This is a genomic window from Mesorhizobium sp. M8A.F.Ca.ET.021.01.1.1 (assembly GCF_003998025.1).
GTDB lineage: Bacteria > Pseudomonadota > Alphaproteobacteria > Rhizobiales > Rhizobiaceae > Mesorhizobium.
Genome location: NZ_RZSJ01000442.1, coordinates 1 through 5,326, shown reverse-complemented (window position 1 = coordinate 5,326; position 5,326 = coordinate 1). Strand labels below are relative to the sequence as shown.

Annotated in this window: 9 protein-coding genes; all 9 read right to left on the bottom strand. The window is 65.5% G+C overall.

Translation table 11 applies throughout. The features are described 5' to 3' along the window. Positions 1-231, bottom strand: a 231-nt coding sequence (locus tag EOA36_RS26505; protein WP_145969317.1) for a hypothetical protein, incomplete at its 3' end; no start/stop codon positions are given. A 57-nt stretch (positions 232-288) separates the two neighbouring features. Continuing rightward, on the bottom strand, positions 289-588 hold the full coding sequence (locus EOA36_RS26500) for a hypothetical protein (protein ID WP_127280077.1): 300 nt from the start codon (positions 586-588) through the stop codon (positions 289-291). 81 nt (positions 589-669) lie between these two features. Continuing rightward, complete coding sequence (locus tag EOA36_RS26495; RefSeq protein ID WP_127280076.1) at positions 670-1,551, bottom strand: phage capsid protein; 882 nt, start codon at positions 1,549-1,551, stop codon at positions 670-672. Positions 1,552-1,709: 158 nt separating this feature from the next. Then, positions 1,710-2,624 carry a hypothetical protein gene (locus EOA36_RS26490; RefSeq protein WP_145969316.1) on the bottom strand — a complete coding sequence of 305 codons (915 nt, stop codon included), beginning with the start codon at positions 2,622-2,624 and terminating at the stop codon, positions 1,710-1,712. Beyond that, the gene (locus EOA36_RS26480) at positions 2,621-2,989 is read right to left on the bottom strand and encodes a hypothetical protein (protein ID WP_127280073.1); all 369 of its coding nucleotides are present in this window, start codon (positions 2,987-2,989) and stop codon (positions 2,621-2,623) included. The genes EOA36_RS26490 and EOA36_RS26480 overlap by 4 nt, the downstream gene beginning before the upstream one ends. After that, positions 2,986-3,231: a hypothetical protein gene (locus EOA36_RS26475; protein ID WP_127280072.1), complete on the bottom strand. Its 246-nt coding sequence runs from the start codon at positions 3,229-3,231 to the stop codon at positions 2,986-2,988. Before EOA36_RS26475 ends, EOA36_RS26480 begins: the two co-directional genes overlap by 4 nt. Continuing rightward, positions 3,228-4,838, bottom strand: a complete 1,611-nt coding sequence (locus tag EOA36_RS26470) for a portal protein (RefSeq protein WP_127280071.1) — start codon at positions 4,836-4,838, stop codon at positions 3,228-3,230. Before EOA36_RS26470 ends, EOA36_RS26475 begins: the two co-directional genes overlap by 4 nt. Then, positions 4,838-5,080 carry a hypothetical protein gene (locus EOA36_RS26465; RefSeq protein WP_127280070.1) on the bottom strand — a complete coding sequence of 81 codons (243 nt, stop codon included), beginning with the start codon at positions 5,078-5,080 and terminating at the stop codon, positions 4,838-4,840. Before EOA36_RS26465 ends, EOA36_RS26470 begins: the two co-directional genes overlap by 1 nt. 44 nt (positions 5,081-5,124) lie before the next feature. Further along, positions 5,125-5,326 (bottom strand): hypothetical protein (locus EOA36_RS37415; RefSeq protein ID WP_189553367.1); only part of this gene is annotated, 202 nt, incomplete at its 5' end.

The following is a 5,326-nucleotide window of genomic DNA, read 5'->3' as shown; positions in this document are numbered from 1 at the left end:
GCCGTAGGCATAGCCGGTCACCGGCGTGGCGGCCTGCCTGGTCAGCTGAAAAGTCTGCCGGCAGAAGGTCCAGTCATGCAGGCCGAAAGAGCGCGCCAGCGCGCGCGGCCAGAAGATGTCGACAAAGCCGCCGACCGAGGTTTGATCGTCGATCGAGAAATTGGGCGCCAGCCCGAGTTCGACCAGCGCCCAGTTGACGATTTGTGCCTTGTCGATCGCCGTATCGGCCATGTTGTTCCCTCGATGCGATGAAAGGCCGGGCCGCCCGTCGCCGGGCGGGCCAGTGGATTACGCGCCCGAGGCGTCGGTGTTGATGGCGACGGTGACGTTGCCGGATGCCGGCACGGCGGTGACGATCAGCGACACGCGGTCGCCGACGCCGTCGGCGACGCACAGCGCGTCGATCACGCTGTTGACCTTCAGCTTGGCGCGGGCGTTGTTGAAGTAGCCGGCCGTGATGACGGTCGCGACGGCGTCGGCCGTGGCGTAGCTGAAGAAATCGACAGTCTTGGAAGCGGTGCCGCCCGTGTTGGCGCCGTACGGCACCGAGTTGTACAGGGCAAGCGAGCGGGGTTCGAAACCAGCCATGGAAATATCTCCTTCGATGGCGTTTTGCGGTGATGCCCGCCGGCAGGATTGCCGGCGGGCTGTGCCTTGGGAGGCTGCGGATTAGGTCGGGCGAACTGGCGCCGCGATCTTGAGGAAGTCGAGACGCTTGACGCCGAGGCCCTGGATGCCGATGGCGGCGCCGCCGAGGCCGGTCTTGATCAGGTACGGCGAGCCCTGCAGCAGCTCCTGCTTGCTGATGCTCGGCGACTCCTGGTTCCACGGGGTCTCGGCGCCCATGGCGTTCTTCGCCCACATATAGGCGTAGAGCGAGGTGCCGTCCTTGCCGACGAAGTATTCGTCGGGCAGCTCAATGTAGTTCACGCCTCGCACGGTCCTGGTCTTGAGGCGCTGCTGCATCGAGAACGGCGCATTCGCGAGGCCGACCCAATGGCCGTCCGCGAATTCCTTGTAGAAGCAAAGCTGCGACATCCACATCGCAGGCAACACGCAGTAGATTTCATCGTCCACGGCGGCACCCGCCATCTGGGCGCGAGCGGTTTCGAGGTCGAGGATATCGATTTTCGCAGTGCCGTTGCCGATGGTGGCGGTGCCGTTGCCGCCAGCGGCGACGAAGGCAGCAAGCGCGTCGAGCTTGATCGTGTCGCGCTTGCGGCGCACCGCGTTGACGAGGATCTGCGAAAGTGCCGCCTGCTCGTTCGGGCCGGCCTTGTAGGCATCCTGCACGCGCCAAAAATCCGACGCTTCGAAATCGTCGAAGGTCATCTGGACGGTCGACAGGCCGGGGCCAGCAGCGGGCACGCGCTCGATGGCGCCGGTCAGCTTGTAGACCTCGGTGCGGCCGATGATCGGAAACTTGACCGTGTTGGCAACAACGTCGCCCGACATCATGGTGTTGTCGAGGTAGCCGCCAAAGGCCTGGTAGGAAACGATGACCTGGTCGCGAATCTTTTCGGTGAACCAGGCTGCAATGTTCTCGGACATGGGAAATCCCCTTCATAGGTTGCTGTTGAAAGCAGCCTCGGGGCCGATGGAGCCGGGTCTTGCAGGGTCCGGTGAAGGATAGCCCGCCGCCGCCGGGTCGCTCCCTTGGTTGCGCGTGCCGAGCATGCGGGCGCGGCACGCGCGTCAATTGCGAAGGATCAGACGCCGACGACGCGCTGATACTTGGCGTTCAGCTCGTCCCACTTGGCCCGGTCGAACTTCGGGTGCTGCGGGTTCATTTCCGGCGCGGCCAGCTCGGCGCGCAAAGCTTCGCGGGCACTCTTGTCGCCACCGCTGGCACCAGCGCCGGCGAAGGGCGCCGCCTTGCCGCCACCGGTGATCTTGTTGGCCAGGAACTCGATCAACTGGTTACCCTTGGCGGTGTCCATGAGCATCAACAGCCCATGTTCGCCGACTTCCTTCGGCAGGCCCTGCTGCACCATGAGGTTGACGAAATCTTCGTTCGCCTGCATGCGGGCATCGATCGCCTTGTCCTGGTCGGCCTTCGGCAGGTTCTTGGCCGCGTCGGGCAAAAGCGCGCTGCGCTCGGCGGCGATGTCGACGGGCGCTTCCAGAATGCCGGCCTCCGCCGCCTGGGCGTAAAGCGCCGTGGTCAGCTTGTGCATGGTGGCGACCGGAACCTTCTCCTCCATCGCCACCTTGGACACGGCGGCGAACAGCGGATCCTTGGCGAGCTGCTGCAAGTGTGGGCGGATCGCTTCGGGGGCCTTGTCGACTTCGAACGCCTGATAAGCCTCCGCCTTGTCCGGTACCGCCGAATCGCGCTGGCGGTAGCCGTTCAGGGCGGTGTGCATCTTGTCGATCGTCTCACGATCGTCCTTGCCGAACATCGTGTCGGGCATGCCTTGCGGGCGATATGGCCCGGCTGCGGCCGCAGCTGCTGCAGCGGCGGCGGCCGCGTTGTTGGAGCCACCATCGTCCGCGCCCGCCGCCGCCCCGGCGCCGGCGCCCCCAGCGCCGCCGCCAGTTCCACCGGCGCCAGCGCCGGCGCCGCCCGCGCCACCGCCATCGGCGTTGCGCAGCGGCAGATATTTTTCGAGTAGAGATTTCATGTCGTGGCTCCTTTGCTCTGCTTGTAAAGCTCTTCGCCGTCGGCGATCGCGCGGAACAGCACCAGGCCGACGCCGACGCGGGCTTCGTGTTTAGCCGCGGCGATCATGACGCTGTCCTTTGACTGGCCGACATGCGGATACGGCGCCCGCACCGTGAGATCGGCCAGCCATTCGATGATGCGCCGACCCTCCAGCGTGCCGTAGAGGTGGAACAGCACCTGTTTCATGTCGGTGCCTGGGTCGAAATTATCCGCCGTCTTGACCGGATAGAACGCCTGGCTAAGGCCTTCCCAATCCGGCACGCCGGCAAGCACCTGGTCGACGGCCGCCATCTGGCGGCCAAACGGGTACGGTCCGCTGGTCATGATTCCTGCGATTCCTCGATCTTCGAGAGGTTCACCAGCATGCCTTGCGAGGTGACACGCACCCGGCGGCGATCCAGATACAGTTCGACCAGGCCGGCCTTTTCAAGCTTCGACCAGGTCGCGCGCATGACGGGCGCCCGCTCGCCGCCGGCCGTCAGCACCTGGTTGCGATCGAAGACGCCGTCGGCGTTGCGGTTTCGCAGCCATTTCAGCGCGGCGAGCATGGCAGTGGTGTTGCTCATGCTGCTTGCGCCTCGGGCTGGGCCATGGCGTCGACCACGTTGGGCGCGGCCTTGATTGCCGCCTGTGCCGCCACTTCCGCCGCCTGGCGCTGGGCGTTGGCGTCCTGCGCCGCCTTCTTTTCCTCGGGCGTGGTCAGCACGTCGGCCGGCACCAGCAGGCCACCGCGCGTGCGGTCGAGGTAGCGGTCAACCGAAATATATTCGTTGACCCTGTCCTGCCCGACCGTCGCCGCGACGATCTGGTAAAAGTTCACACTGGCCTTGAGCTGGTCGGCCTTCAGCGCCGCCATCATCGGCGAATTAATGTACATGGACGTCATCAGCGCGTTGAAGCTCATCAGCGCCGGCAGGATCTTCCATTCGGCCAGGATCTCCATCGCGCGCGGCACGATGACCTGTGTGCCTTCGAGGTTGAGGCGCCCATAGGCCCCGACATGGACGTTGGCGTTCTGCGCCACCGTCGCCGCCACCTGGCTTGCCGAATCGGGCGTGCCGCCATCATCGAAGATGCGGGTGTCCAGCAGCGCCTCGCGGATCTGGCGCTGCCCGTCGCCGATGATCATCTTGGCCACGTCGAAGCGCGCCTGGGCAGTGTCGAGCCTCTGCACGTCAGGCCCGAGAATGCCGCCGGTCGACTGCATCGGCCAGAACTCGCCCGGCCCGACCCGCACCGTGTCGGGGTTGAAGGTGCCGCCGGCGCGAAAACCCCAGATGCCGAGCAGCTGGATGGCGGCCGCCTTCAGCGTCAGTTCCTGCGCCTTGTTGACGGTCTTGATGGTCGGCAGCGCGAACAGCACCGGGCCGCGCCCATAGGCCTCGCCCGGCCAGCGATAGAAGCGCATCGCCGCCACGGGCTGGGTGCGGTAGGTTTCCTGCTCGATGAAGCCGCCGTCGCGGTCGAGATAGACGCAGAACCGCCAGCGCCCATCCGGCAGGCGGTAAAAGTCCTGATAGACGGTGATTTCGTCATAGGGCTTTGACTTGGCCTGCTCGGCGAATTCCTTGCTGTAAGAGCCTTGCGGCCACGCCTCGAGTATGGCTTCGCGGCCGAGCTGCCGTTTCCACGACACGAAATTGACCCGGCTCCAGGCATCCTGCCCGATCGCGCATTCGTCAGCTGGAATGCAGACGAAGCGCAGCGGCTGGTCCATCGACGGGCCGCGCAACGGCATCACGAAGCCGGTGCCGACCGTGAGGTCGGTGCAGGCCTCGTGCATGGCGGTGTCATAATCGCCGGTCTTGAAGAACGGATAGACGAAATTGGCCACGCCCTGCAGCTGGCCATCCCACAGCGTCTTTTCCGCCGCCGTCAGCTTCTGCGCCACCAGCGGGCCGCACTCGACGTTGAACGGCGTCTGTGCTGGCGAAATCTGGCGCTGGATCTCGCCGGCGCAATGCATGGCCGAATTCGGCCCGGTCATGTCGAAAATCTGCTGGGTCGGCCGCTTGGTCTTGCCCATGCCGCCCGGCCGCCGGTTCGGCAGCACGTAATCATAGGCCTCGCAATACATGGCATCCCATGCGGCGCGGCCTTCCCAGAGCTTCTTCGAGCGCTGGCGCTGCTTTTCGACCGGCGTGCCGTCGTCGTTGGCTGCGGCTTCGGCCATCAGTTCACCCTGCGCGTTTGTTCGATTTTCACCAGGTCGATTTCGATCGACGCGCGGTCCGGTTCTGCTTTGCCCTCACGTTGGAAGGCTCCCAGAACGTCTTCCCAGCCGGCATCGGAAACCAGATCGTCAGCCGTGAGCTTGCGGCCGCATGGCTCGCAGAGCCCCACCCTGATCAGGATGCGGCCCGACTGATTGGGCAATTTCGGGCGGCCAAGCGCCCAAACGCGCAGCTCCGGCATGTGCGTGGCCGGGCCGGTGCACCCAATCCGCGAGCAGTTGGCCATCAGCTCAAATCGGATTTCGAGGCGGCGTCGCCGACGAACAGGCGCCGGCCGCGCGGGTTGCGCCTGCTCGCGCCGCTGTTGGCGTCCTGGTTGCGCAGCTCGGCGAGCTGGCGATCATTCGCCACCGCCTGCTGCGCCTTCTGCTGGTCGGCCGCCTCGCGCGCCGCCTTGCCGGGGTTCAGAATGGATGACATGCCGCTC

What these genes read in the sequence shown, in the direction of transcription:
- EOA36_RS26500 (WP_127280077.1), bottom strand. Translation starts at nt 588, where the DNA reads ATGGCTGGTTTCGAACCCCGCTCGCTTGCCCTGTACAACTCGGTGCCG.
- EOA36_RS26495 (WP_127280076.1), bottom strand. Translation starts at nt 1,551, where the DNA reads ATGTCCGAGAACATTGCAGCCTGGTTCACCGAAAAGATTCGCGACCAG.
- EOA36_RS26490 (WP_145969316.1), bottom strand. Translation starts at nt 2,624, where the DNA reads ATGAAATCTCTACTCGAAAAATATCTGCCGCTGCGCAACGCCGATGGC.
- EOA36_RS26480 (WP_127280073.1), bottom strand. Translation starts at nt 2,989, where the DNA reads ATGACCAGCGGACCGTACCCGTTTGGCCGCCAGATGGCGGCCGTCGAC.
- EOA36_RS26475 (WP_127280072.1), bottom strand. Translation starts at nt 3,231, where the DNA reads ATGAGCAACACCACTGCCATGCTCGCCGCGCTGAAATGGCTGCGAAAC.
- EOA36_RS26470 (WP_127280071.1), bottom strand. Translation starts at nt 4,838, where the DNA reads ATGGCCGAAGCCGCAGCCAACGACGACGGCACGCCGGTCGAAAAGCAG.
- EOA36_RS26465 (WP_127280070.1), bottom strand. Translation starts at nt 5,080, where the DNA reads ATGCCGGAGCTGCGCGTTTGGGCGCTTGGCCGCCCGAAATTGCCCAAT.